Source organism: Enterobacter sp. CCUG 70166 (genome assembly GCF_020224095.1).
GTDB classification, from domain to species: Bacteria; Pseudomonadota; Gammaproteobacteria; order Enterobacterales; family Enterobacteriaceae; genus Enterobacter; species Enterobacter intestinihominis.
Genome location: NZ_NRIQ01000005.1, coordinates 46,489 through 71,493 on the forward strand (window position 1 = coordinate 46,489; position 25,005 = coordinate 71,493).

Genomic DNA, 25,005 nt, shown 5'->3' on the forward strand with positions numbered 1-25,005 from the left:
GAGTTGTTTTCCACTTCGAAGTGGAAAGGCGAGCCGCGGCAGTGATCTGTGCCACATAAATGCGGTGAATCTGGATTAATCGCTGGATTTACGTGATGAATATCACGCTATTACGCGGCACTAAACAGGTAAGCGGAGTGGAAAAGATTACGAGCAGGCTCGTAGAAATGTGATGTGGATAAGGTTTTCTTATGGGGAGGGAGAAGAGTGTGAGCGGGGATGCTTAACGCGCCCCGCTCATCCAGACTATCAACGATACTTTTTGTGATACGCGTTGCGGGTCGCCGCAAACTGGTCGGCTGCCGCCTGGGCTTCCTTCACTTTGCCTTCGTTAGCCAGCTTCAGCGCGCCGTCGATCTGGCCGACCAGCACGTCAAAACCGTGGCGGTAGTCTTTCATCTCGGCGCTGTCCGCCGCTTTGCTTTCCAGCTTCGGCGGCGTCGCTTTTTGCGCATCCAGCGCCGCTTCACGCATTTTGGTCAGTGCGTCTTTCATCTCCGCCGCATCGTCGGTTTTCTGCACCACCTTCAGGTTTTGACTGAGGATGTCCATGTTGTCTTCAAGATCGGCAGCAAACGCAGATGAGCCAAGAACCAGCGTTGAAGCCGCGACGATCGCTAACAGGTGTTTACGCATTGCTCACTTCCTTTTTTATTATAAATCACGCTTTTACGGGGATTATTGCCCGGCGATTTTCATCTCCGGCAGTAATACAGAACCACACTGAATATTGCTGCGTGTTTCAATATCGTTACCGACCGTAACAATATTGCGCCACATGTCCTTGAGGTTGCCGGCGATGGTGATTTCGCTCACCGGATACTGAATTTCACCGTTTTCGACCCAGAAGCCCGCTGCGCCGCGAGAGTAGTCGCCGGTGATACCGCTCACGCCCTGCCCCATCAGCTCGGTGACCACCAGACCGGTGCCCATCTCTTTCAGCATCTGTTCAAAATTCAGGCCCTGCCCGGCAATGCGCCAGTTATGAATGCCGCCCGCGTGCCCGGTGCTTTTCAGCCCCAGCTTACGCGCGGAGTAGTTGGTCAGCAGCCACTGGGTCAGAATGCCGTCTTTAACGATATCCCGGCGCTCCGTGCGCACGCCTTCGCTGTCGAACGGCGTGGAGGCCAGCCCTTTCAGCAGGTGCGGGTGCTCTTCGATGGTCAGCCATTCCGGCAGGATCTGCTTGCCCAGCGAGTCGAGCAGGAAGGTCGATTTACGGTACACCGAACCACCCGCAATCGCCCCCACCAGATGACCAAACAGACCGGTTGCCACTTCGTTGGCAAAAATGACCGGGGCTTTCATGGTGGAGAGTTTACGCGGCGAGAGGCGTGACAGCGTACGTTCGGCGCACTCTTTTCCCACCCACTCCGGAGACTGCAAATCCCCCAGCGCGCGGCCAATGGTATACGCGTAATCACGCTCCATATCGCCGTTCTCTTCGGCGATCACGCAGCTGGAAAGCGAGTGGCGGGTTGAGCAGTACCCCTGCAACATGCCATGGGAGTTACCAAACACTTTGATGCCGTAGTGGCTGTTAAAGCTGCCGCCTTCGGTATTGGTGATGCGTTTGTCAGCCTGCAAAGACGCCTGCTCGGCGCGCGAGGCCAGCTCAATGGCCTCATCCGGGGTCACTTCCGCCGGATGGAACAGATCGAGATCCGGCGCGTCAAACGCCAGCAGCTCTTTATCAGCCACGCCAGCGTAAGGATCCGGGGAGGTGTACCGCGCGATATCCAGCGCCGCCTGCACTGTACGGGCGATGGCATCCGGGCTGAGATCGGTAGACGACGCGCTGCCTTTGCGATTCTGGTGATACACCGTGATCCCCAGCGCGCCATCGCTATTAAATTCTACATTCTCCACTTCGCCATAGCGGGTGCTCACGCTAATGCCGGTGGTTTTGCTGACCGCCACTTCGGCGCCATCTGATTTACCTGAAGCGAGCATCAGCGCGGTGGAGACGGCTTCTTCCAGGATCTTACGCTGCGCTTCAACTTGTGAGGTTACTTTCATCGCAAATGCCATACTGTAAGAGAGAGTTAAGTGAAGTCTAACAGAGAACCGTTTTTCAGTGCGCGTCTTAACTGGTAACATTAGCCTCTTTTTTTAAGGAGCCTGACATGACTAAGCAGCCCGAAGACTGGCTCGACGACGTTCCCGGTGATGACATCGAAGACGAAGATGATGAGATCATCTGGGTCAGTAAAAGTGAAATTAAACGTGACGCCGAAGAGTTAAAACAGCTTGGCGCAGAAATGGTAGAACTGGGTAAGAACGCGCTGGATAAGATCCCGCTCGACCAGGATCTGCGCGATGCCATTGAACTGGCACAGAAAATCAAGAAAGAAGGGCGTCGCCGCCAGCTTCAGCTTATCGGGAAACTGCTGCGTCAGCGCGATGTTGAGCCGATCCGTCAGGCGCTGGATAAACTTAAGAACCGCCACAACCAGCAGGTTGCGCTGTTCCATAAGCTGGAGCAGATCCGCGACCGTCTGATCGAGCAAGGTGATGACGCGGTACCTGAAGTGCTGAACCTGTGGCCGAATGCCGACCGCCAGCAGCTGCGTTCTTTGATCCGTAACGCGAAGAAAGAGAAAGAAGGGAATAAGCCGCCGAAGTCTGCGCGTCTGATTTTCCAGTATCTGCGCGAGCTGTCTGAGAACGAAGAGTAAACCCCTCACCCCAGCCCTCTCCCCAAAGGGGAGAGGGAGAAGAGATAATGTAGGCCCGGGAAGCGCTAACGCCACCGGGCCTTTTTTTACTCTGCGGCCGCGGCTTTCTTCGCCAGACCGTCCAGCAGCTTCTGATGGATCCCACCAAACCCGCCGTTGCTCATCACCAGAATGTGATCGCCAGGCTGTGCGGCTTTCACCACCATATCCGCTAAGACATCCACGTCCGCACTCCAGTGCGCTGGCTGAATGCAGGCGTCGGCCACTTCGGCCACCTGCCACGGAATATGCTGCGGTTGCAGGAGGAAGACCTCGTCGGCACGCCCTAAGGACGGCGCGAGATCGTCTTTGCATATCCCCATTTTCATGGTGTTCGAACGCGGTTCCAGCACGGCCAGAATGCGCGCGGTGCCGCCAACTTTGCCACGCAATGCGGCAAGCGTCGCCAGAATGGCGGTTGGGTGGTGCGCGAAATCGTCGTACACCGTCACGCCATTCGCTTCACCACGCAGCTCCAGACGGCGGCGGGCGTTAATGAACGAACCCAGCGCATTGGCGGCATCCGCAGGCAGTACGCCCACGTGACGCGCCGCGGCGATCGCCATCAGGCCGTTGTGCATATTGTGCTCGCCCACCAGGCCCCACTTCACTTCGCCCACTTTTTCGCCGTCGAGCAGCACTTCCCATTCGGAAGCATCCGCGTTGAGCTTTTTCGCCTGCCAGTGCCCCTGCTCGCCAACCAGCTCCTGCTCGCTCCAGCACCCCATCGCCATAGTCTGCTTCAGGTTGATGTCGTTCTCCGGCAGGATAATGCGGCCCTGACCCGGAACAATGCGCACCAGATGGTGGAACTGTTTCTGAATCGCTTTCAGGTCGTCAAAGATATCCGCGTGATCGAACTCAAGGTTGTTGAGGATCAGCGTGCGTGGGCAGTAATGCACGAACTTGGAGCGCTTGTCGAAGAACGCGCAGTCGTATTCATCCGCTTCAATCACAAAGAACGGGCTGTCGCCCAGACGCGCGGAGACGTCGAAATTCCCGGGCACGCCGCCGATCACGAACCCCGGCTTGTAGCCGCAGGCTTCGAGGATCCAGGTCGCCATACCGGCGGTGGTGGTTTTGCCGTGCGTCCCGGCAACGGCGACAACCCAGCGGTCGCGCAGGACAAAGTCATGCAGCCACTGCGGGCCAGACATGTACGGGATATTACGTTCCAGCACCGCTTCAACGCATGGATTCCCACGGGTCATGGCGTTACCAACGATCACCAGATCCGGCTGCGGCTCGAGCTGGCTGGCGTCATATCCCTGAATCAGAGAAATCCCCTGCTTCTCCAGCAGCGTGCTCATCGGCGGATACACATTGGCGTCCGAACCTGTCACTTCATGGCCCAGCGAGCGCGCCAGCATTGCCAGTCCGCCCATGAAAGTGCCACAAATCCCCAATATATGAATGCGCATACGTCACTATCCTTCTTCAATGTGGCGCACATTTTACTCACATGTCAGCGGCTGTGAAACGCATTTCAGGTAAATCCGTATTTTGCTGGCGCGATTCACCTCTGCGCTAATATTTGAATGTTTGTTAAGATTGTTGGACATCAACCGCTTTACTCAACATAAGATGCAGGGAAAGTGTTATGAAAACGTTAGGTGAATTTATTGTCGAAAAGCAGCACGAGTTCTCTCATGCTACGGGTGAGCTCACTGCTTTGCTGTCGGCAATAAAGCTGGGCGCTAAGATCATCCACCGCGATATCAACAAGGCCGGTCTGGTCGATATCCTGGGTGCCAGCGGTGCCGAGAACGTTCAGGGTGAGGTTCAACAGAAACTCGACCTGTTCGCCAATGAAAAACTGAAAGCAGCACTGCGCGCGCGCGACATCGTTGCGGGTATCGCCTCTGAAGAAGAAGATGAGATCGTCGTATTCGAAGGGTGTGAACACGCAAAATACGTTGTTCTGATGGATCCGCTGGACGGCTCCTCCAACATCGACGTTAACGTTTCTGTCGGTACCATTTTCTCCATCTACCGTCGCGTCACCCCGGTTGGCACACCGGTGACGGAAGAAGACTTCCTGCAGCCGGGCAGCAAGCAGGTTGCTGCCGGTTACGTGGTGTATGGCTCATCCACCATGCTGGTGTACACCACCGGCTGCGGCGTGCACGCCTTTACCTACGATCCGTCGCTGGGCGTTTTCTGTCTGAGCCAGGAGCGCATGCGCTTCCCGGAGAAGGGCAATACCTACTCCATCAACGAAGGCAACTACATCCGATTCCCGAATGGCGTGAAGAAATACATCAAATTCTGCCAGGAAGAGGATAAAGCCACCCAGCGCCCGTACACCTCGCGCTATATCGGCTCGCTGGTGGCGGATTTCCACCGTAACCTGCTGAAGGGTGGTATTTACCTCTACCCAAGCACCGCCAGCCACCCGGACGGAAAACTGCGTCTGCTGTACGAGTGCAACCCGATGGCATTCCTGGCCGAACAGGCAGGCGGCAAAGCGAGTGACGGTAAAGAGCGTATTCTGGATATCGTGCCGGAAAGCCTGCACCAGCGCCGTTCGTTCTTTGTCGGCAACGACCACATGGTTGAAGACGTTGAACGCATGATCCGCGAATTCCCGGACGCGTAACGCGTAAATAGGGGAGCCCGACAGGCTCCCCTATTTTTATCATGCCGTTTGCGCCGTCAGTTTGAAGGATGCCATCGCCTCCATCAGCTCGCGCGATTGTTCCTCCAGGGAACGCGTTGCCGCAGAGGATTGCTGAACCAGCGCCGCGTTTTGTTGCACCGTTTCATCCATCTGATTGACGGCAATGTTAACCTGCTCAATACCGCGGCTCTGCTCCTGAGACGCCGTCGCAATTTCTCGCATCAGTTTGGTCATACGCAGCACTTCGGTAGCGATCTCGTCCATCGTCTCACCGGCCTGTTGCGCCAGCTCGCTGCCCTCGTTCACGTGGGTTTGCGAATCGCTGATCAGCGAGCGGATCTCTTTCGCCGCATCAGCACTGCGGCTGGCGAGATTACGCACCTCACCCGCCACGACCGCAAAACCCCGTCCCTGCTCGCCCGCGCGCGCCGCTTCCACGGAGGCGTTCAGCGCCAGAATATTGGTCTGGAAGGCAATGCCGTCGATGACGCTCAGGATATCGGCGATGCGCGCCGAGCTGCCGGCGATGTCGCGCATCTTCTCAATGACGTAGCAGACCATTTCGCTGCCATGATCGGCGGTATCGGAGACCGACTGCGCCAGCTGGTGCGCCTGCCCGGCGTTATCGGCGTTAAGTTTCACCGTGGCGGTGATCTCTTCCATGCTGGCGGCCGTCTGTTCCAGCGAGGTGGCGGTGGATTCCGTGCGCTGGGCCAGGTTCAGGTTCCCTGCCGTCAGCTCGCGGCTGCCGGTATCAATCTGCGAGCTGGCGTCACGCACCCGCAGAACGGAGTTCATCAGCGACTGGCGCATCTCTTCGATGACCGCGTTGAGGCGATTAAATTCCTGGCTCGCCGGCGCGTTCAGGGTGTGGGTTAAATCCCCGGCCGCTACGTGCTCCAGCTGGGCAATTGAGGCTGAAAGCGGCTTGAGCAGCATATGGCGCAGCACCAGCCAGGCCAGCACGATAATGCCTGCCGTCAGCAGCGCCGCGACGATAATCAGGATCAGCACACGGGTTTTACTCGCCTGCACGGCGCTCACCTCCGCTTTGCCGCGCGCCTCGCTCCACGTCTGGAACGCCTGCATATCGTTATCAAACTGCTTCGCCACCGGGACCAGCTTGCTTTCCAGCAGATCGTAATAGCCGTCCGCGCTTTGCTCGTTCAGGGCTTTCAGCATCGGGCTGATACCCTGCTGGTTGTACACCGCCAGGCTCGCGGCGACGTTATCCAGCAGCTTTTGCCCCTGCTCATCCGCCACGCCGCCGCCGATCACGCCCTTGAGCGTTTTCTGTGCCAGCGCCACTTCCTGGTTAATGGTTTTGACCGCCCTGGCCGCATCGTCCAGCAGGCCGACCTCCATCATGCGGACGGCCTGTCCCGCTTCGTTACGCGCGCGCAGGATCAGCGTATAGCCGGCATTCAGCTGCACCATCTGTTCACCCTGAAGATGATTGATGCGCTGGAGAGAAGCAGAACTTTGCGTAAGGGCATAAATGCCGATGCCGCTGACAATCAGCAGCAGAAGGGTCATAACGGCCAGTAAAGAGAGCAAGCCGGTACGAATCGATAGCGTTTTAAGCATGATGTTATTTCCGGTAGCGAGATATTTCTGGGCATAAAAAAAGAGTATCGACCGCTACCGGAAAATGTTTAGAGTTTAAGCAATTTCAGCATGTTATCGCCCTGTTAAAGATGTATTCACACGGGTAACAGGCGAGCTCTGGCGGTTCTCCCACAGCACCGTCAGGCCGCGCTGGAGCGCGATAAAAATAAACAGCAGAATACCGATGGCGATTTTGGTCCACCAGGAGCTGAGCGTGCCGTCGAAGTTGATATAGGTCTGAATCAGCCCCTGGATCGCCACGCCAAACAGCGTACCGAGCACCGTCCCTACCCCGCCGCTGAGCAGCGTACCGCCAATCACCACCGAGGCAATGGCGTCAAGCTCAACGCCCACCCCCGCCAGGGCATAGCCTGCCTGGGTGTATACCGAAAACACAATCCCCGCGAGCGTGGCAAGGCCGGTCGAAAGCATATAGATGCGGATGGTGGTGCTGCGCGTGGAAATCCCCATCAGGTTCGCGGACGTGGCGCTGCCGCCAATGGCATAAACCTGGTTACCAAACCGGGTACGGTGAGCGAGGAAGATCCCGATCACCACCACGCCCAGCATCAGCAGCCCCATTGCGCTCAGGCGCCCTCCGCCGGGAATTTTCCACGCAAGGCTGGAGAGCGTGTCGTAGATCGGGTGATTAATCGGAATTGACTCCTCCGACACCAGATAGCTCACGCCGCGCAGGAAGAACATCCCGGCGAGGGTGATGATAAACGCCGGGATTTTCAGCGCGTCGATCAAAAGCCCCATAAAGGCGCCGAACGCGCAGCCCATGACCAGCACCAGCGGAAACGCCAGCAGCGGCGAAATGCCCCAAAAGCCAATCGCCTTGGCAAGGAACACGCCGGTAAAGGCGATCACCGACCCAACGGAGAGATCGATCCCGCCGGAGAGGATCACAAACGTCATGCCGACGGCGATAATGCCTAAAAAGGCGTTGTCGGTCAGGATGTTGCAAATCACCCGCGTGGAGGCGAAGCCCGGGAACTGGGTCAGGCAGTAAAGGTATCCCAGCACGAACACACCCAGCGTGATCATTAACGGCAAATTACGTTTTATCATGACCGCGGAACCCCTTAATGAGAATGATAAAGCGCGGCGACTGCACGATAAGTACGATAAGCACCACGACCGCTTTGACGACCTGATTAAGCTCCGGCTGGAACCCGGAGAGCAAAATACCGGTATTCATACCCTGAATAATTAACGCCCCCACCACCGAGAGCAGCAGATTAAAACGTCCGCCCATCAGCGACCCACCGCCGATAACCACCGCGAGGATCGCATCAAGCTCCAGCCAGAGTCCGGCGTTGTTGGCATCCGCCCCGCGAATGTCGGCCGCCACAATCACCCCGGCAATCGCAGCACAGACGCCGCTCAGCACATAGGTCAGCATCACCATCAGCCGTGTATTTACCCCGGCGTTTTTCGCGGCCCGAATGTTAATCCCCACCGCTTCGATGAACATCCCGAGCGCCGTTTTGCGGGTGAAAAGCCAGAACACTACCAGCGTCACCAGCGCGACGATAACCGGCGTCGGGAAGAACAGAAAATTACCGCTGCCGATCCACGCAAGATTCGGGGAGGTAAAGGTGACGATTTGACCGGAGGTGATAAGCTGCGCCACACCGCGCCCGGCCACCATCAAAATCAACGTCGCGACAAACGGCTGGATCTTGAGCACCGCGACCAGAATGCCGTTCCACAGCCCGGCTAATACACCGGAGCCCAGCGCGGCCAGCAGAACCACCGGCAGGCTGTGCCCGACAACGGTCATCGAGGCGGCGGTGGCGCCCGCAATTGCCATTACCGCACCGACGGAGAGGTCAATCCCGCCGGTGGCAATCACCAGCGTCATGCCAATCGCCAGCAGCGCCACGGGCGCGGCACGGTTTAAGATGTCGATCGGGCTACCAAACAGGCGGCCATCCTGCACGACGATCTGGAAGAAATGCGGAGCCACCAGGCTATCCACCAGCAGCACCAGCAGCAGCGCCACGATTTGCGGCGTGCCGGTCGGCCAGCTGAAGCGGCGCTTCGCTTCGCCAGTTTGCGAAAGAGAACGGGACATCACATATGACTCCTTACGCCGCGATGGCATTCATGATCGCCGGAACCGACAGTTTATCCAGCGGGATCTCTGCCACCTGCCTGCGATCGCGCATGATGATGACGCGATCGGCATAGCCAACCAGCTCCTCCAGCTCAGACGAGATCACCAGCAGCGCCAGACCGTCGGCGCACAGCGTTTCGATAAGCCGGATGATTTCGGCATGCGCGCCCACGTCGATACCGCGCGTGGGCTCGTCGAGGATCAGGAACTGCGGTTTGGTCAGCAGCCAGCGCGAGAGCAACACCTTCTGCTGATTACCGCCCGAAAGGAACTCGATGGGCTGTTCCGCGCTCGGGGTACGGATACCGAGCTGGCGGATGAAGCGCTCGGCAATGGCGTTCTGCTCGCGCTTAGGGATCGGACGCAGCCAGCCGCGCTGGGCCTGTAGCGCCAGAATGATGTTTTCCCGCACCGAGGCGGCGGCAATAATCCCGTCCGTTTTTCTGTCCTCCGGGCAGAAGCCCACGCCGAGGCACGACGCCTGATGCGGTGAACGTAGCGTTTGCGGTTTGCCTTTGATCAGCGCCGTTCCGCTGTCGGCAGGTTTGATCCCGAAGATCACTTCGGCGGTTTCGGTGCGCCCGGAGCCTAACAGCCCTGCCAGACCCACAATTTCACCGGGGCGTACTTCGAGGTTAAACGGCGCGATGGTCCCTTTTTTGCCGTAATCGTGAAACGCGGCGATCGGTTTTTCGCTCAGCAGCGTGCGGCCCGCGCGCTGGAGTGCGTTGGTCTCCAGCTCGCGGCCCAGCATCATTTTGACCAGCTCAATCTGCGGCAGCTCGCGGGTTTCCCGGCAGCCGACAAAGCCGCCGTTGCGCAGCACCGTAATACGGTCGCTTACCTCGTAAACCTGATCGAGGAAGTGCGTAACAAAGATCAGGCTCACGCCCTGATCGCGCAGCTGGCGCATCAGGGTAAAAAGCATCTCCACTTCCTGGGTATCGAGGCTGGCGGTGGGTTCATCGAGGATCAGCACTTTCGCCGAGAGATCGATAGCGCGACAGATCGCCACGATCTGCTGCATCGCCACGGAAAAACGGTTCAGCGGTTCGCGCACGTCGAGAGAGAAGCCATACGATTCCATCAGCTTCGCGGCGCGCGCTTCCATCTCTTTACGGCGCAGCAGGCCAAAACGTCTGGGCTCGCGGCCAATAAACAGGTTATCCGCTACCGACATGTTTGGCAGCAGGTTCACTTCCTGGTAGACCGTGCCGATCCCCAGTTGCTGCGCATGCGCGGTGTTTTTGGGCGAAATAGCATTACCTTCCAGCCAGATAGCGCCGCGATCGGCGTGATAGACCCCGGTCAGGGTTTTAATCAGCGTCGACTTCCCCGCCCCGTTTTCGCCGAGCAACGCCATGATCTCCCCACGCCGCAGGCTGAAATCAACGTTATCCAGCGCCTTAACGCCAGGGAAAAATTTACTCAGGCCCTCTGTGCGGAGGATTTCCTGGTGTTGTTCGGTGGTCATGGTTTCCCCTCACCCTGACCCTCTCCCCGGAGGGGAGAGGGGATTATTCGTGCCAGTCTTTAATTTTCTGCCCAAACTGCCCTTTTCCCTCTCCCCTCCGGGGAGAGGGCTAGGGTGAGGGGGGCTGAGCTTAGTAGCCCATATTTTTCTTCTTCTCTAACTCTTCTTTCGCCGTGTCCGGCAGGTAGAGCGTGGATTTGGTGATGGTCAACTTCTCAGGCTGGGTGCCGTCTTTCTTGAATTTCTCCAGCGCATCGAATGCCGGGCCCGCCATGTTCGGCGTCAGCTCCACGCTGGCGTTCGCTTCGCCGTCAATCATCGCTTTGTAGATGTCCGGTACGCCGTCGATCGAGCCGGTGAGAATATCTTTGCCCGGCTTCAGGCCCGCTTCTTTGATGGCCTGGATGGCGCCGATCACCATGTCGTCGTTGTGGGCGTAAACCATGCAGATATTTTTGCCGTTATTTTCTGCCTTGATGAAGCTTTCCATGACCTCTTTACCTTTGCTGCGGGTGAAGTCGCCGGACTGAGAACGGATGATCTTGATGTTTGGTGCTTTGGCGATGGCCTCCGCGAAACCTTTCTTACGGTCGATAGCCACGCTCGCCCCGACGGTGCCCTGCAACTCAACCACGTTACACGGCTTGCCATCCACCTGCTTCACCAGCCAGTCACCAATCAGTTTGCCTTCCAGCACGTTATCGGCGGTGACGGTGGTCATATAGAGAGATTTGTCTTTTACGTCGATGGAACGGTCGAGCAGGAACACAGGAATTTCAGCCTCTTTAGCTTCCTTCAGCACCGGTTCCCAGCCCGTGGCAACAACCGGGGCGATAAAGATGGCATCCACGCCCTGAGCGATAAAAGAGCGCACCGCTTTAATCTGATTCTCTTGCTTTTGCTGACCATCGGCGATTTTCAGGGTAATACCGCGCTTTTCGGCCTCACTTTTCGCCACGTTCGTTTCAGCGGCGCGCCAGCCGGATTCAGATCCGACCTGCGAAAATCCAACGGTTAACGGTGCGGCCATCGCCATAGACGACATGGCTGCCGAAACTGCTGTAACAAGAAGTAAGCGCTTCCACATATGAACGTCCTCGTAGGGTAGGTTATTGTTGGTTAAAAGATGTTCTGCGGATGAACTATAGCCAATGGAATATGTTACGGATTGCGTTACATCACACTTCAGAAAAGTGAATAAAACGTTAATCACAAGTTTGTAATCGCTTTCATTTCCACATTTAAAATGCGGCTGAGTTTATGGATTATCCTGTCATGGAAACGGTCTGAAAAGTGAAAGCGCGAGGGAGATAAGACGAAAACAGGCGAAGACTTTCAGCGCCAGTTGGCTATAATACCTGCCACTTGTTTACCATCCATTTTAAAGGACACCGACATGAGCTTACTCAACGTCCCTGCGGGTAAAGAACTGCCAGAAGACATCTACGTTGTGATCGAAATCCCGGCCAACGCAGATCCAATCAAATACGAAATCGACAAAGACACCGGTGCGCTGTTCGTTGACCGTTTCATGTCTACCGCCATGTTCTATCCGTGCAACTACGGCTACATCAACCACACTCTGTCTCTGGACGGTGATCCGGTTGACGTACTGGTCCCAACACCATACCCATTGCAGCCAGGCTCCGTCATTCGCTGCCGTCCTGTTGGCGTGCTGAAAATGACTGACGAAGCGGGTGAAGATGCGAAACTGGTTGCCGTACCGCACACCAAGCTGAGCAAAGAGTACGATCACATTAAAGATGTGAACGACCTGCCAGAGCTGCTGAAAGCGCAGATCGCCCACTTCTTCGAGCACTACAAAGATCTCGAAAAAGGCAAATGGGTTAAAGTTGAAGGCTGGGATAACGCAGAAGCGGCGAAAGCAGAAATCATCGCGTCTTTCGAGCGTGCTGCTAAGAAGTAATTCTTACTGCTGATACTAAGCCCCGCGCGTCGGGGCTTTTTTATGCCTTTCGATGCGCCCGGCGGCGCTACGCTTGCACGGGCCTACAATCAGCAAGAGGCGCAAAACGATAACGCCACCTTACGGTGGCGCTGTCGTTTTTCAGAACTGGTCTCTGTCTAACCAGTTACCGCTTTCAATCAGCGTTAACCCGTTGACCGAACGTTGGTACACATACATCCATGCACTGCCGTAAGGCGTCTGGATCAACTGGCGAGCGTATTCACCGCCCCTGGTGCGCAAGGCATCAAGTTCGGCCAGCGTAGCATTATCAATACGATAAACCTCACCCTGTACCGTTCCGTTCCCCGGAACCGCGCCTGGATAGTGGCCCAGACTGTACAACTGGTAGTTTTCGATTGTGTAATTTCCCAGCAACTGGGCGTTGGTCATCCAGTGGCTGTTGCCTTGCTTGGTTCGTAAACTGCCGTAAACAAATATTCGCATTGCTAAAACTCAAACTGATAGAGCAGATCAAGTGCCTGGTCTACGCCGGACACTGCTTCCAGATATAGCTTAGGCATCAGGCGATAACGTAACGTGAGTGTAGCCAGTGAGTCAAAGATCCCCACGCCATATTTTACCTGTAGACCCGGCAGTACATAGCCGCTGACCACTACCTGCGAAGAGTCACCCACGCCCTGAGTGTCCAGCGCCAGATTGCTTACGCCAAACGTCTCGCCGATTTTACCCACAACCTGACCATTTTGTGCAACCCCCAGACCGACTAACATCGATGTCATTGCCGCACCATCGCCCTGTTGGCTATCCAGACCCTGGCCGCGCAGCAGGTAGGAGAGCGCTTCCTGTTGCGACATGGCCGGGTCAGAGAAGATCTCTGCCTTAGGTTCATCGGCGGAGCCCGTCACGCGCACGCCCGCAATCACATCATCTTCGGTGGCTTCCGGGTTACGGATCGCTTCGATATTGAGTACCGGCTGATCCGGTGGGCCGGAGAACAGCAGCTCACCTTTACGCACAATCAAATCCTGACCGTAGGCATGGAAGCGCCCTTCAGGAATATTGATTTGTCCATTGAGGCCAAGCCCCTGTTGATCCTGCGCCACCTTCAGGTCACCCGTGAGTCTCGCCTTCAGCCCAAACGCGTCCAAACGCACGTTATTCCCCACGTGCACAATAAGATTACTATTGATCGGTATGCCAGCGCTCTTCTGTTCAACAGGTTTCAGATTTTCATTGAGCATAACTTCATCACTGGAGACGCCAACCGCGCTTTCCGGCACTTCGTGAACCACGATGCGCGCCCAGGGCACGTCGACGCGGCCGTCCAGGGTGAAGAGACTCGGCGTTGCCTCAAAGACCACGTCTGGCGACACGTCCAGGCGCACCATCGGCGGTACCGTGATACGCACCCTGCTGCCCTTGGCCGCAATACGGGCGCGCCAGTTGTCGAGCTGGCTCCAGTCTGCGTCACCAGTCAGGTTGATTTGTCCCTGCTGTGTCAGCACTGAGCCACTGAGGGTTGAGCTTTGGCCGTTAAAGTTCATCGTCAGCTGGCTTGGCTGCATATCGAACGGCATAAAGTTACCGTCAATGTCCACGCCGTTTAACCGCATTTGGCCAAACAGCTGCGGGCTTTGCGCATCCCCCGCCAGACGCAGGTTGGCGCTGAGCATCCCCGCCGCCTTTTCTCCCCGCGAGAAAATCGGATTCACCATCGCCAGGTTGAAGTTGCGAATATTGACGTTGCCGCCGAGATTGCGCCGCCCTTGCGGATCGGTAATTTGCACCTGTCCGTCAAGCTGACCGTTGTTGGTCAGACGAATAAGCCATCCCAGTTCCGCACGATTGTTACGCAGGTCAGCGTTCACATTCAGGGTGTCGAACGCCACCGGCAGCGGCGCGTCATTGACCTCCTGCGTCACCTTCACGTTACGCCCGGAGAGGGTAACGCTGCCCTGCGGCAGTCCCTCTTTGGTGGTGTCCCACGCGACGTCCGCTTTACCGCTGAAGACCCCGCTGGCCTGGGTGGTTTCCGGCATAAACGGTTTCAGCATCGCCAGGTCAAAACGGTTGAGGTTGATCTGCGCGCGTCCTTCCGCGCCCGCATCAATGGTCTGCGGCACGCACAGCTCAGCATTCGGGTTGGTCCAGCAGTGTGGCCCAATGCTGATCTTTTGCTCCGCATTGCGGTAGTCCAGCGCGATGGATCGGGACAGCACCAGCGGGCCGACCGGCGTGCTGAAGCGGGTGTTATCCAGCACGCCCTTCCAGCGCGTTGCCTGGCGGTCAAAACTGCCCGTCAGGTGCAGCTGCCCGGAGACCGGCTCGCCCTGCACGCGCAGCTGGAGATCGTGCTGCTTTTCGTTACCTTTTGCCGCCAGCGTGACCAGACTGATGTTCACGTCCGGCTGGGAGATACGCTCCACGCGCAGGTCCAGGTTTCCGCCGATCTGATCGGTGGATTTCACGTCCCCTTCGACGCGCACGCGGGCAATGGAAAGTTCCTGCCAGCGCAGGTTATAGGCGGTGATGTCCGCCAGCAGCTGCGGCGCCTCCACTGTACCGCGAACCTTCACTAACCCCTTCGCCGTCCCGCCAAGACCCGGCAGGGCGTTATCGAGATTTGGCGCGTCGATGGTGGCATCCAGATCGAGATCTTTCACCCCCAGCTCGCCTTTGATATCTGCCGTGTTGCGGCCCAGCGCCACGTGCAGGCCCGGGATCACCCACTGGAGATAGCTGTTGCCCTTAAGCGAGCCCTCTACGTTGACTTTGTTCTGCTTCACATTACCGGTGAGCTTGAGTTCCGGCACGTCCATCTGCCAGGTGCCGCCGTACAGGCTACCGCGGGTTTTGATCAGACCATTCAGTTTTGACGGCCAGTCCGGGACTTCTTTAGCGGTGTTGATCCCGGTCAGCTTCAGCTCGCCGCGCCAGCTGATCGCCTGCTGCCAGTCGAGCAGCGCGGTCAGCTCGGTTTTCCCTTCCAGCGCCGCCACGGTCAGCTTGTCGAGGTTAACCTGCAACTCGTTACCCTTCGCATCCAGAGTAATATCGGCGGGCGGTACTCCCTGCCCCTTCACTGCCGTACGGAACGACAGCGTGTAGTCGGTCATTTTGCCACTCAGCTTCAGCTTTAGATCGTCGGCCTGGAACTGCTTTTCACCGGTGAACGGCCAGTAAAGCTGCTTGCTGACAATCTCAAGGTTGAGCGGTAGACCGGCCTCTGCCAGCTGGGTTTGCCCGCGCAGTACCATATCCACAGGGCCGGAGAGGTTCACGCCGAACTCCAGCTTCTCGCGCAGCGCGCCGCCGACTTTCACCTTCACCTTCTCGCCTTTCAGCGGATCGATGTTCAGGGCGCTGTTAAGGGTAATATCTACCGGCCAGTTATCGCGCAGCAGCGCATTGCCTGAGGCGTTTACCGACCCCTGGTTGGTATCGATATCCAGCGCGTCGAGCTTCATGTTGCCGTCGATACTGCTGACTTTAAGCAGCATGTTGAAGACCGTCAGATCGGTATCGCCGGTCAGACGCAGCTGCTCGCCCTTAAACTCTTCGATATTGAGGTTCAGCGGCAGATGCACGTCGGTCATCTCCGGCAGAACCGGTTTCGAGAAGAGATCTTTCAGCGTTTCACCCAGCGGTTTTTCTTCCGGCTGCGGGTTCTGGATCTTCGGCTCGACGATCTCTTCCTGCGCCACGTCGGCCACCTTCGGCAGCGCAATCAGCAGCCCTTGCAGGGAGGTTGGGGTCAGGGTGAGGTTTTTCTCCTGCCAGCGCAGACCGGAGGTGAAATCCATCACCGATACCGTCGTGTCGTCGATTTTGATATTGACGTTATCCAGCGCGACCCGGTAGAGCGCAATCGGGTACGGCGTGGAGAGATTCAGCGGGCCGCTGTCCTCTTCTTCGACAGGCTCAGACTTCGGCATTTTTTTGGAGTCTATCGCCACGTTCACATCTTTTAGCGACAGATCGTTTACGCAAAGCTGGCTGTCCCGCAGGCAGCCGAGCTTTACCGCCAGATGAAATTCGCCCGCGTTCACCGCCACGCCGGGCTGTTCATAACGAATATTCTTCAGGCGCAGATCGCGCCAGCCGCCCGTCACCTGGCCGATTTCCAGCCCTGGCACCCAGCGGTTCGCGGCGTTAAACAGCAGATGCAGACCCGTGGTGGTGCCCACCAGAAACGCCACCGTACCGAGCAGTAATACGATAAAAATCAGCACCCCGAGGCTTATCTTCTTCCATAAACTCATAATTCAGGCCCCAGACCGATGTAAAACTGTAAACCGTGTTCTTCTTTGTCGCCCACCGGAACGGCGAAATCGAGCTTGATCGGCCCGACCGGTGACTGCCAGCGCACGCCCACACCCGCGCCGGTTTTGAAATCGCTGCGGCGGATGTCGTTCACCGCCTCGCCGCTGTCGACAAACATGGCGCCCCACCATTTGCCGCTGACGTTGTACTGATACTCCAGCGAGCCGGTCGCCAGTTTAGAGGCCCCGGTCAATTGGCCTTTCTCGTTTTCAGGTGAGATCGATTTGTACTTATAGCCGCGAATGCTGCGGTCGCCCCCGGCGAAGAAACGCAGATCTGGCGGAACGCGTTCGAAGTCACCGGTTTCGATCCAGCCCAGGTTGCCGCGAACCACAAAGCGGTGCTTGTCGTAGAGGGTACGGATCCAGACGTTTTGCGCCTGCACGACGGAGAAATCCACGTCTGAGCCCCAGGCGGAGTTGGAATAATCGATGGAGTAGCGCTGTGAATCGCCCCAGGTCGGCATCAGGCCACCGCGCGAGCGGGTACGGCTGATCATCACGCCCGGATAAAGCAGCATGGTGGTGTTGGTGACGTTTGCCTGAGTAAAGTGGTCAAGGCTCCAGCGCAGGTTAATGGCGCGCTGCCAGCCGCTGGAGAGATCCCAGAAGCGTGATACCGCAAGCGTCGTCGAGTCCTGCTCGGTATCGTTCAAATCGGTACGCTTAAAGCCGCCCTGCACGAGGTAGTATTGCTCAAGCGGATTTTTCAGCAGCGGCATTTTATAGCTGAAGTCCAGCTGCTGTTCAGGCGCAGACAGGCTGACGCTGGTGGTCAGGCTGTGACCGTAGGAGTTCATCCACGGTTTTTTCCACGAGGCTTTCACACGCGGGCCGACGTCCGTGGAGTAGCCGACACCGGTCTCAATGGTGTTCTCGGTGCGCGGTGAGACCACGCCATGCAGCGGTAACACTTTCGTTTTACGGGATTTATCAAATTGCGGTGCCACCACCACGGAGTTAAACCAGCCGGTGGCAGATAAACGACGGTTCAGCTCGCCCAGGTCGCTAGACTGGTAGTAGTCGCCCTTTTTGAACGGCACCAGGTTTTGCAGATACTCATCACGGATTTGCGATCCTTCAAAGGTTACATCGCCAAACCGATAGCGCTCGCCGCTGTCGTAATCGATATCCCAGAATGCCTGACGTCGTTCAAGCGCAACGCCCAGCTGGCTTTTGTTGAACTGGCTGTCAAAGTAGCCTTTGCGCAGCGAAACGCTGGTTAAGGATTTTTTAAAGCGATCGTAATCCCCGTGATTAAGCACGGTGCCCACTTTCGGGCGGTTGCTGAGCAGATCCAGGTAGTCACGATCCGTGCGTGCACCGCCGCGCAGCACCACGTTCGTGCCGCCAATCAGGACGGGTTCTCCCGGCGAGACGCGGGCAATCAATACCTGACGTCCTTTAGCCGGCGGCGGGCGTAAATCGAAATCAATGGTGGGTTCGTAGTACCCCAACGCCTTTAAGCCTTCGCGAATGGCGTCATCCACGCGCGCGCGAAAACGCCGATCCGGCGTGACTTCATCGCTCTGGATGGTGGAAAGCTGCGCACGCACGTTTTTTTCCAGCGCCCCGGATAACCCCTCAACCTGCAAACGGACATTCGCCGCGCTGGCAATCCCGCTTGTCAGCATTAAACTGACTAAACATAACTGGCGGATCTTTGTCACGTTTTCTCCTGAATATCCCTGTTTCCACCCTGGAAGCAAATGCAGTGCCGCTCCGCGGCAAAATACGGCCTGAAAGCCAAAAACCCAAATTACGGGTTGAAAAAGGGCCTAACACCCAAATATTTCTTATGATTAAATCTAGACTCATTCATCGCATTTATTGTGTTCAATTAAACGCTTCGTGACAACCTTAACCGAAACAACGCTACCCCGGAGGCCCCACCGTGAGTTTATTTGATAAAAAGCATTTGGTATCACAAGCCGATGCGTTACCGGGACGCAACACCCCTATGCCAGTGGCGACATTACACGCCGTAAACAACCATTCAATGACAAACGTTCCTGATGGAATGGAGATCGCCCTGTTTGCCATGGGCTGCTTCTGGGGCGTAGAACGCCTGTTCTGGCAACTGCCGGGCGTGTACAGCACCGCTGCGGGCTACACCGGAGGATATACGCCTAACCCAACCTACCGCGAAGTCTGTTCCGGTGAGACCGGTCATGCTGAAGCGGTGCGTGTGGTGTATGACCCGAGCGTCATTAGCTATGAACAGCTGCTCCAGGTGTTCTGGGAAAACCATGACCCGGCGCAGGGCATGCGTCAGGGTAACGATCACGGCACCCAATACCGCTCGGCCATCTATCCGCTCACCCCTGAGCAGGAGGCTGCGGCCCACGCCAGCCTGACGCGTTTCCAGGAAGCGATGCAGGCAGCCGGTGATAAACGTCAGGTCACGACGGAAATCGCTACTGCGAAACCGTTCTACTATGCCGAAGACGACCACCAGCAGTATCTGCATAAAAATCCGTACGGCTACTGCGGCATTGGCGGCATCGGCGTCTGTCTGCCTCCACAGCAGGACTGATTACAACATCAGCGCCACGCGAGCCGCGTGGCGCACCTGTAAGCAAAAGTGTCAGTTCATTACTTAACCACTCACTGCCTTTTCATCCGGCCACTTTTTGCCGAAAACGTGACCTCTGGCAGATTTACACGCCTTTACGCTATACTACCGCTGAAATAATCGGCTCAACGCTACGAGCTGAGTTCAATGTGTCTTCACACGAATGGTATCAACTCCCCTTCTGAGGATCTGGCGAGAAGCCGGATAAACTATGTTAAACAGTATTTTAGTAATACTTTGTCTTATTGCCGTCAGTGCATTTTTCTCGATATCGGAGATCTCGCTGGCTGCCTCCCGTAAAATCAAACTGAAGCTGCTTGCCGACGAGGGCAACATCAACGCATCACGCATTCTGAAAATGCAGGAAAACCCAGGCATGTTCTTTACCGTGGTGCAGATTGGCCTGAACGCGGTCGCCATTCTTGGCGGTATCGTGGGCGATGCAGCATTTTCTCCGGCGTTTTATAGCCTCTTTGTAAAGTACATGTCCGCAGAGCTGGCCGAGCAGTTGAGCTTCATCCTCTCCTTCTCGCTGGTCACCGGTTTGTTCATTCTATTCGCGGACCTGACCCCGAAACGCATCGGTATGATTGCGCCAGAAGCTGTGGCTTTGCGTATCATCAACCCGATGCGCTTCTGCCTGTATGTCTTCCGTCCGCTGGTGTGGTTCTTCAACGGCCTGGCGAACGTCATTTTCCGCATCTTCAAGCTGCCGATGGTGCGTAAAGACGACATCACCTCCGACGATATTTATGCGGTGGTGGAAGCCGGGGCGCTGGCAGGCGTGCTGCGCAAGCAGGAGCACGAGCTGATCGAGAACGTTTTCGAACTGGAATCCCGTACCGTGCCGTCCTCCATGACCGGCCGTGAGAACATCATCTGGTTCGATCTGCATGAAGACGAGCAGAGCCTGAAGACTAAAGTGGCGCAGCATCCGCACTCCAAGTTCCTGGTCTGTAACGAAGATATCGACCATATCATCGGCTATGTGGACTCCAAAGACCTGCTGAACCGCGTGCTAGCAAACCAGAGCCTGGCGCTGAACAGCGGCGTGCAGATCCGCAACACCCTGATTGTGCCGGACACCCTGACGCTCTCCGAAGCGCTGGAAAGTTTCAAAACCGCCGGTGAAGACTTCGCGGTGATCATGAACGAATATGCGCTGGTGGTGGGCATTATCACCCTCAACGACGTCATGACAACGCTGATGGGCGACCTGGTCGGCCAGGGGCTGGAAGAGCAAATTGTGCAGCGTGATGAGAACTCATGGCTGATCGATGGTGGTACGCCGATTGAAGATGTCATGCGCGTGCTCGACATCGACGAGTTCCCGCAGTCCGGAAACTACGAGACCATCGGCGGCTTTATGATGTTTATGCTGCGTAAGATCCCGAAACGTACCGACTCGGTGAAATTCTCTGGCTTCAAGTTTGAAGTGGTGGATATTGATAACTACCGCATCGACCAACTGCTGGTAACGCGCATTGATAGTAAACCGACCGTGCTGGTACCGAAGCTGCCAGATGCGGAAGATAAGGTGTCGGCGTAACCCTTTGTATGTCCCACAAACATCAACGGCTCCCATCGGGAGCCGTCTTTTTAACTACTACTGCATAGCACGTTGGTTAAGCCATCTCAGTTTGCAGACGCATAACCTGACGGTTGACTTCGGACATCACAGACAAGTGCTGTTTGTCCTTCACTTTCGGGATAAGGATTTTGCCCTTATCGAACTCAAAAGCGCCAACATCCTTGATATACAACCGTCCACGGAACAGGATCTTCACGTACTTCGCCACCTGAAGCGGGTTGTAGCGTTGGAAAATTTTCATTCTTGTATCTCCTGCGAATCATACGCCCTTGCGGTGCCACAATCGGCCCGACTGTCCTGAGCGCAAATTTTGATGCCCAATGACTATAGACCAGAACCTCGTACTTACCCAGTGTGCATAAGTTTATTTACCGTTTGATTACAATTATTCAGAATAATCTTTGCAAAGCGTGATACAGAGCAGTATATGCCGTCGTTTTTGCGTGGATATGTGCGTTCGCCCGCAAACTGGCATCGGGATTGCGGGAAAAGCCCATTGATCGCACTTATGATTAAAAGCGCATGACCAAGTGGTCGGATCACCTGCTCACAATAAGGAAACACCATGACCCTACGTAACCTCCTGGCAGCAGCTTGCCTGTTGCTGCCGCTGATGGCTTCCGCACACAACCTTGAAAAAGGACAACGTGTCCCGCCGGTCGGCATTGCTGACCGGGGAGAATTGATTCTCGACAATGATAAGTTTAGCTACAAAGCCTGGAATAGCGCGCAGCTTGCGGGCAAAGTGAGAGTTGTACAGCATATTGCCGGACGTACATCCGCTAAAGAGAAAAACGCCACCCTCGTGGAAGCGATCAAGGCCGCAAAACTCCCGCACGATCGCTACCAGACCACCACCATCGTGAATACCGACGACGCGATTCCCGGCTCCGGGATGTTTGTGCGCTCAAGCCTTGAGAGCAATAAGAAGCTCTATCCCTGGTCGCAGTTTATTGTCGACAGCAACGGCGTGACGCGTAAGGCGTGGCAGCTGGAAGAAGAGAGTTCAGCGATTGTTGTGCTGGACAAAAACGGTCGCGTACAGTGGGTTAAGGACGGCGCGCTGACGCAGGATGAGGTGCAGCAGGTAGTAGCCCTGCTGCATAAGCTGCTGACTCAGTAAAGTGACACCCTGAAGCCAGGATTGAGGAACGACTCGCGCGGGGTGTAGTCCAGTGGCTTACCCTGCCAGTCATGCACATGCGCGCCTGCGGCCGCAGCCACCGCATGCCCTGCCGCCGTATCCCAGACGTTCGTCGGCCCGAAACGGGGGTACAACTGCGCCTGCCCTTCCGCCACAAGACAGAACTTCAGCGACGAGCCGATCGACGTCGTCTGGTGTTCGCCCAGCTGTTGCAGGTACTCCTCCAGCTCGCTGTCGCTGTGCGAGCGGCTGATCACCACCAGCGGAGGACGGGCATCTCGCACCTGGATCTGCTTACGCACGCCGCACTCTTCCTTCCAGGCTTTACCTTCCGCCGCGCTGTACATCACCTTCATCACCGGGGCATAAACCACGCCAAGCACCGCCTTTCCTTTTTCAATCAGGGCGATATTCACGGTAAATTCACCGTTACGCTTGATGAACTCTTTCGTGCCGTCCAGCGGGTCCACCAGCCAGTAACGCTGCCAGTGCTGACGTTCGTCCCAGCCCTGGGGCGCTTCTTCAGAAAGGACCGGAATATCCGGCGTCAGGGTCTGCAAACCTTTCAGGATCACCGTATGCGCCGCGATATCCGCCGCCGTCACCGGGGAGTCGTCCGCTTTGCTGACAACATCCATCGGTTTCGCACCGTCGTACACCTGCATAATGGCATCACCCGCATCCCGTGCGAGCTGACAAATTTGATCTAACATTCTCCACCTCTTCGTTAACGCAGTGGGCATAACTTATTGTTTTAGTTATATCGTAATGTGAACAATTCCGCTATCTGTGAAGCAATTCTGGTTTCAGCGTTCTTTTTTCTGGCAGCATTCACACTTCTGTAAGCAACAAATACTACATACATACTCTTTTGTGGCTTGGATCGAAAAAAGGACTCCTCAGATGATTAAGTTTAGCGCAACGCTCCTGGCAACGCTGATTGCGGCAAGCGTTCAGGCAGCGACGGTGGATCTCCGCATTCTGGAAACCACCGATCTGCACGGCAACATGATGGACTTCGATTACTACAAAGATACGCCTGTCGAAAAATTCGGACTGGTACGTACGGCAAGTTTGATCAACGCCGCCCGCAGTGAAGTGAAAAACAGCGTGCTGGTCGATAACGGGGACTTAATTCAGGGCAGCCCGCTCAGCGACTACATGGCGGCGAAGGGGCTAAAGAAAGGCGAGATCCATCCTGTTTATAAGGCAATGAATACGCTGGACTATGCCGTCGGCAACCTGGGCAACCACGAATTTAACTACGGCCTGAAATACCTGCACGATGCGCTGGCAGGGGCAAAATTCCCGTACGTTAATGCCAATATCATCGACGTTAAGACGAAAAAGCCGCTCTTTACCCCTTACCTGATTAAAGAGACCGAGGTTGTCGACCAGGACGGTAAAAAACAGATGCTGAAAATCGGCTATATCGGCTTTGTGCCGCCGCAGATCATGACGTGGGATAAAGCCAACCTCGACGGGAAAGTAACCGTCAACGACATTACCGAAACGGCGCGCAAATACGTGCCGGAGATGCGGGCGAAAGGTGCAGATGTGGTGGTCGTTGTGGCCCACTCTGGCCTCTCGGCCGACCCGTATCAGGCGATGGCTGAGAACTCCGTGTATTACCTCAGCCAGGTGCCGGGCGTGGATGCGATCCTGTTTGGTCACGCCCACGCCGTCTTCCCGGGCAAAGATTTCGCCAGTATCAAAGGCGCGGACATCGAAAAAGGGACGCTCAACGGTGTGCCATCGGTGATGCCGGGCATGTGGGGCGACCACCTTGGCGTGGTAGATCTGGTGCTGAATAACGACAGCGGGAGCTGGAAAGTCACGCAGTCGAAAGCGGAAGCGCGTCCGATTTATGATGCCGCTGCAAAAAAATCCCTGGCCGAAGAAGATAAAAAGCTGGTCGACGTCCTGAAGCATGACCACGACGCAACGCGTGAATTTGTCAGCAAGCCGATCGGTAAATCGGCTGATAACATGTACAGCTTCCTCGCGCTGGTACAGGATGACCCGACCGTGCAGGTAGTCAACATGGCGCAGAAAGCCTATGCCGAGCACTATATTCAGGGCGATCCGGATCTGGCCAATCTGCCGGTTCTGTCTGCCGCGGCGCCATTCAAAGTGGGCGGGCGTAAGAACGATCCGGCCAGCTACGTTGAGGTGGAAAAAGGCCAGCTAACCTTCCGTAATGCCGCCGATCTCTACCTCTATCCCAACACCCTCGTGGTGGTGAAAGCCACCGGGAAAGAGGTGAAGGAGTGGCTGGAGTGCTCTGCCGGACAGTTCAACCAGATCGATCCGCACAGCAGCAAACCGCAGTCGCTGATAAACTGGGACGGTTTCCGCACCTACAACTTCGACGTGATCGACGGCGTGGAATATCAGATTGATATAACCCAGCCCGCGAAATATGACGGCGAATGTCAGGCCATTAATCCGCAGGCAGAACGCATCAAACACCTGACCTTCAACGGCAAAGCGATTGATCCGAATGCCACTTTCCTGGTGGTGACCAACAACTACCGCGCCTATGGCGGTAAGTTTGCCGGTACGGGTGACAGCCACATCGCCTTTGCCTCGCCGGATGAGAACCGTACGGTGCTGGCGGCGTGGATTAGCGCGGAGTCGAAAAAAGCGGGTGAAATTCATCCGGCGGTGGATAACAACTGGCGTCTGGCGCCGATCCACAGCGACACGACGCTGGATATTCGCTTTGAGACATCACCGTCCGATAAAGCAGCCGCGTTTATCAAGGATAAGGCGCAGTATCCGATGAAACAGGTCGCGACGGATGATATTGGGTTCGCGATTTATCAGGTGGATTTGAGCAGGTAAAAGCAAAACGGCAACGCTCGTTGCCGTTTTTGGTGTTTGTTCCCTCTCCCCG

Annotated in this window: 20 protein-coding genes; 7 read left to right on the forward strand and 13 right to left on the reverse strand. The window is 56.3% G+C overall.

Features of this window, described 5'->3' with window-relative positions; genetic code table 11:
• Window positions 1-249: 249 nt before the first annotated feature.
• Together cybC and pmbA are read right to left on the reverse strand one after the other, a co-directional pair.
• Window positions 250-636, reverse strand: a complete 387-nt coding sequence (gene cybC, locus CKK19_RS02650) for a cytochrome b562 (RefSeq protein WP_022646861.1) — start codon at window positions 634-636, stop codon at window positions 250-252.
• Between the two features lie 42 nt (window positions 637-678).
• Complete coding sequence (gene pmbA, locus CKK19_RS02655; protein WP_023299182.1) at window positions 679-2,031, reverse strand: metalloprotease PmbA; 1,353 nt, start codon at window positions 2,029-2,031, stop codon at window positions 679-681.
• A gap of 95 nt (window positions 2,032-2,126) precedes the next feature.
• On the opposite strand from pmbA, the gene yjgA reads away from it, so the two are divergent.
• Window positions 2,127-2,678 carry a ribosome biogenesis factor YjgA gene (gene yjgA, locus CKK19_RS02660; RefSeq protein WP_003856072.1) on the forward strand — a complete coding sequence of 184 codons (552 nt, stop codon included), beginning with the start codon at window positions 2,127-2,129 and terminating at the stop codon, window positions 2,676-2,678.
• 86 nt (window positions 2,679-2,764) lie between these two features.
• On the opposite strand, the gene mpl is transcribed toward yjgA, so the two are convergent.
• Window positions 2,765-4,138, reverse strand: a complete 1,374-nt coding sequence (gene mpl, locus CKK19_RS02665; protein ID WP_022646859.1) for a UDP-N-acetylmuramate:L-alanyl-gamma-D-glutamyl-meso-diaminopimelate ligase — start codon at window positions 4,136-4,138, stop codon at window positions 2,765-2,767.
• A gap of 179 nt (window positions 4,139-4,317) precedes the next feature.
• On the opposite strand from mpl, the gene fbp reads away from it, so the two are divergent.
• On the forward strand, window positions 4,318-5,316 hold the full coding sequence (gene fbp / locus CKK19_RS02670) for a class 1 fructose-bisphosphatase (RefSeq protein WP_022646858.1): 999 nt from the start codon (window positions 4,318-4,320) through the stop codon (window positions 5,314-5,316).
• 39 nt (window positions 5,317-5,355) lie between these two features.
• On the opposite strand, the gene CKK19_RS02675 is transcribed toward fbp, so the two are convergent.
• From CKK19_RS02675 to ytfQ, 5 genes are all read right to left on the reverse strand, one after another.
• Window positions 5,356-6,924, reverse strand: coding sequence for a methyl-accepting chemotaxis protein (locus CKK19_RS02675; RefSeq protein ID WP_063853069.1), 1,569 nt, complete (start codon window positions 6,922-6,924; stop codon window positions 5,356-5,358).
• Between the two features lie 93 nt (window positions 6,925-7,017).
• On the reverse strand, window positions 7,018-8,019 hold the full coding sequence (gene yjfF, locus CKK19_RS02680) for a galactofuranose ABC transporter, permease protein YjfF (protein ID WP_022646856.1): 1,002 nt from the start codon (window positions 8,017-8,019) through the stop codon (window positions 7,018-7,020).
• A complete protein-coding gene (gene ytfT / locus CKK19_RS02685; protein ID WP_162270380.1) occupies window positions 8,006-9,031 on the reverse strand; it encodes a galactofuranose ABC transporter, ATP-binding protein YtfT in 1,026 nt (341 codons plus the stop codon). Before ytfT ends, yjfF begins: the two co-directional genes overlap by 14 nt.
• A 10-nt stretch (window positions 9,032-9,041) precedes the next feature.
• A complete protein-coding gene (gene ytfR, locus CKK19_RS02690) occupies window positions 9,042-10,544 on the reverse strand; it encodes a galactofuranose ABC transporter, ATP-binding protein YtfR (RefSeq protein ID WP_022646854.1) in 1,503 nt (500 codons plus the stop codon).
• A gap of 130 nt (window positions 10,545-10,674) precedes the next feature.
• Entirely contained in the window at window positions 10,675-11,631 is a 957-nt protein-coding gene (gene ytfQ, locus CKK19_RS02695) for a galactofuranose ABC transporter substrate-binding protein YtfQ (RefSeq protein WP_022646853.1), read from the reverse strand.
• 309 nt (window positions 11,632-11,940) lie between these two features.
• On the opposite strand from ytfQ, the gene ppa reads away from it, so the two are divergent.
• A complete protein-coding gene (gene ppa, locus CKK19_RS02700) occupies window positions 11,941-12,471 on the forward strand; it encodes an inorganic diphosphatase (protein ID WP_006810347.1) in 531 nt (176 codons plus the stop codon).
• Window positions 12,472-12,612: 141 nt separating this feature from the next.
• Here the strand turns inward: ppa and CKK19_RS02705 are convergent, their stop codons facing one another.
• The 3 genes from CKK19_RS02705 to tamA are packed head-to-tail and all read right to left on the reverse strand — an operon-like array spanning window position 12,613 to window position 18,466.
• A complete protein-coding gene (locus CKK19_RS02705; RefSeq protein ID WP_022646852.1) occupies window positions 12,613-12,957 on the reverse strand; it encodes a gamma-glutamylcyclotransferase in 345 nt (114 codons plus the stop codon).
• Between the two features lie 2 nt (window positions 12,958-12,959).
• A complete protein-coding gene (tamB, locus tag CKK19_RS02710; protein ID WP_063853073.1) occupies window positions 12,960-16,736 on the reverse strand; it encodes an autotransporter assembly complex protein TamB in 3,777 nt (1,258 codons plus the stop codon).
• Complete coding sequence (tamA, locus tag CKK19_RS02715) at window positions 16,733-18,466, reverse strand: autotransporter assembly complex protein TamA (RefSeq protein WP_063853075.1); 1,734 nt, start codon at window positions 18,464-18,466, stop codon at window positions 16,733-16,735. Before tamA ends, tamB begins: the two co-directional genes overlap by 4 nt.
• Before the next feature lie 224 nt (window positions 18,467-18,690).
• On the opposite strand from tamA, the gene msrA reads away from it, so the two are divergent.
• Window positions 18,691-19,332 carry a peptide-methionine (S)-S-oxide reductase MsrA gene (gene msrA, locus CKK19_RS02720; protein ID WP_003856057.1) on the forward strand — a complete coding sequence of 214 codons (642 nt, stop codon included), beginning with the start codon at window positions 18,691-18,693 and terminating at the stop codon, window positions 19,330-19,332.
• Window positions 19,333-19,582: 250 nt separating this feature from the next.
• Window positions 19,583-20,920 carry a hemolysin family protein gene (locus tag CKK19_RS02725; protein WP_022646849.1) on the forward strand — a complete coding sequence of 446 codons (1,338 nt, stop codon included), beginning with the start codon at window positions 19,583-19,585 and terminating at the stop codon, window positions 20,918-20,920.
• Between the two features lie 76 nt (window positions 20,921-20,996).
• On the opposite strand, the gene CKK19_RS02730 is transcribed toward CKK19_RS02725, so the two are convergent.
• Window positions 20,997-21,203 (reverse strand): DUF1107 domain-containing protein, encoded by a 207-nt coding sequence (locus CKK19_RS02730; protein ID WP_003856054.1) that lies wholly within the window; start codon window positions 21,201-21,203, stop codon window positions 20,997-20,999.
• Between the two features lie 324 nt (window positions 21,204-21,527).
• On the opposite strand from CKK19_RS02730, the gene CKK19_RS02735 reads away from it, so the two are divergent.
• The gene (locus CKK19_RS02735; protein ID WP_063853077.1) at window positions 21,528-22,085 is read left to right on the forward strand and encodes a YtfJ family protein; all 558 of its coding nucleotides are present in this window, start codon (window positions 21,528-21,530) and stop codon (window positions 22,083-22,085) included.
• Here CKK19_RS02735 and cysQ read toward each other — a convergent pair.
• Window positions 22,079-22,819: a 3'(2'),5'-bisphosphate nucleotidase CysQ gene (gene cysQ / locus CKK19_RS02740; protein ID WP_022646848.1), complete on the reverse strand. Its 741-nt coding sequence runs from the start codon at window positions 22,817-22,819 to the stop codon at window positions 22,079-22,081. The genes CKK19_RS02735 and cysQ overlap by 7 nt on opposite strands.
• A 190-nt stretch (window positions 22,820-23,009) precedes the next feature.
• Here cysQ and CKK19_RS02745 point away from each other — a divergent pair, with 190 nt between their 5' ends.
• The gene (locus CKK19_RS02745; RefSeq protein WP_063853079.1) at window positions 23,010-24,953 is read left to right on the forward strand and encodes a bifunctional 2',3'-cyclic-nucleotide 2'-phosphodiesterase/3'-nucleotidase; all 1,944 of its coding nucleotides are present in this window, start codon (window positions 23,010-23,012) and stop codon (window positions 24,951-24,953) included.
• The last annotated feature ends 52 nt before the right edge of the window (window positions 24,954-25,005 follow it).

Excerpts from the sequence above, each read along its gene's own strand:
- ppa (WP_006810347.1), top strand. The coding sequence starts at position 11,941 with ATGAGCTTACTCAACGTCCCTGCGGGTAAAGAACTGCCAGAAGACATC.
- CKK19_RS02745 (WP_063853079.1), top strand. The coding sequence starts at position 23,010 with ATGATTAAGTTTAGCGCAACGCTCCTGGCAACGCTGATTGCGGCAAGC.
- CKK19_RS02725 (WP_022646849.1), top strand. The coding sequence starts at position 19,583 with ATGTTAAACAGTATTTTAGTAATACTTTGTCTTATTGCCGTCAGTGCA.
- ytfR (WP_022646854.1), bottom strand. The coding sequence starts at position 10,544 with ATGACCACCGAACAACACCAGGAAATCCTCCGCACAGAGGGCCTGAGT.
- ytfQ (WP_022646853.1), bottom strand. The coding sequence starts at position 11,631 with ATGTGGAAGCGCTTACTTCTTGTTACAGCAGTTTCGGCAGCCATGTCG.
- cysQ (WP_022646848.1), bottom strand. The coding sequence starts at position 22,819 with ATGTTAGATCAAATTTGTCAGCTCGCACGGGATGCGGGTGATGCCATT.
- CKK19_RS02735 (WP_063853077.1), top strand. The coding sequence starts at position 21,528 with ATGACCCTACGTAACCTCCTGGCAGCAGCTTGCCTGTTGCTGCCGCTG.
- mpl (WP_022646859.1), bottom strand. The coding sequence starts at position 4,138 with ATGCGCATTCATATATTGGGGATTTGTGGCACTTTCATGGGCGGACTG.
- fbp (WP_022646858.1), top strand. The coding sequence starts at position 4,318 with ATGAAAACGTTAGGTGAATTTATTGTCGAAAAGCAGCACGAGTTCTCT.
- CKK19_RS02730 (WP_003856054.1), bottom strand. The coding sequence starts at position 21,203 with ATGAAAATTTTCCAACGCTACAACCCGCTTCAGGTGGCGAAGTACGTG.
- tamB (WP_063853073.1), bottom strand. The coding sequence starts at position 16,736 with ATGAGTTTATGGAAGAAGATAAGCCTCGGGGTGCTGATTTTTATCGTA.
- pmbA (WP_023299182.1), bottom strand. The coding sequence starts at position 2,031 with ATGGCATTTGCGATGAAAGTAACCTCACAAGTTGAAGCGCAGCGTAAG.
- yjgA (WP_003856072.1), top strand. The coding sequence starts at position 2,127 with ATGACTAAGCAGCCCGAAGACTGGCTCGACGACGTTCCCGGTGATGAC.
- CKK19_RS02705 (WP_022646852.1), bottom strand. The coding sequence starts at position 12,957 with ATGCGAATATTTGTTTACGGCAGTTTACGAACCAAGCAAGGCAACAGC.
- yjfF (WP_022646856.1), bottom strand. The coding sequence starts at position 8,019 with ATGATAAAACGTAATTTGCCGTTAATGATCACGCTGGGTGTGTTCGTG.
- CKK19_RS02675 (WP_063853069.1), bottom strand. The coding sequence starts at position 6,924 with ATGCTTAAAACGCTATCGATTCGTACCGGCTTGCTCTCTTTACTGGCC.
- cybC (WP_022646861.1), bottom strand. The coding sequence starts at position 636 with ATGCGTAAACACCTGTTAGCGATCGTCGCGGCTTCAACGCTGGTTCTT.